The organism is Microbacterium karelineae, assembly GCF_009745985.1.
GTDB classification, from domain to species: domain Bacteria; phylum Actinomycetota; class Actinomycetes; order Actinomycetales; family Microbacteriaceae; genus Microbacterium; species Microbacterium karelineae.
This window is the reverse complement of sequence record NZ_WFIX01000139.1, coordinates 1-305: the sequence shown is the minus strand read 5'-3', so window position 1 is coordinate 305 and position 305 is coordinate 1. Positions and strand designations below refer to the sequence as shown.

1 pseudogene is annotated in these 305 nt (G+C 41.0%); it reads left to right on the top strand.

The features are described from left to right. A pseudogene (locus GB932_RS22315) lies at positions 1–305 on the top strand (preprotein translocase subunit SecA); the annotation flags it as partial.

The following is a 305-nucleotide window of genomic DNA, read 5'->3' as shown; positions in this document are numbered from 1 at the left end:
TTATTCTTCACAGTGGTAAAATTGCCGAGATGGCAACCGGTGAAGGTAAAACTTTGGTAGGAACATTACCTATTTACTTAAATTCACTTCCGGAAAGAGGAGTGCACGTTGTAACCGTAAACGACTACCTAGCAAAAAGAGACTCCGCTTGGATGGGTCCTCTTTATCAATTCCACGGAATGTCTATCGATTGTATCGATAATCACCAGCCGAATTCAGACGGAAGAAGAAAAGCATACAACTCAGATATTACTTACGGAACGAACAACGAGTTTGGTTTCGATTATCTGAGAGATAACATGGTG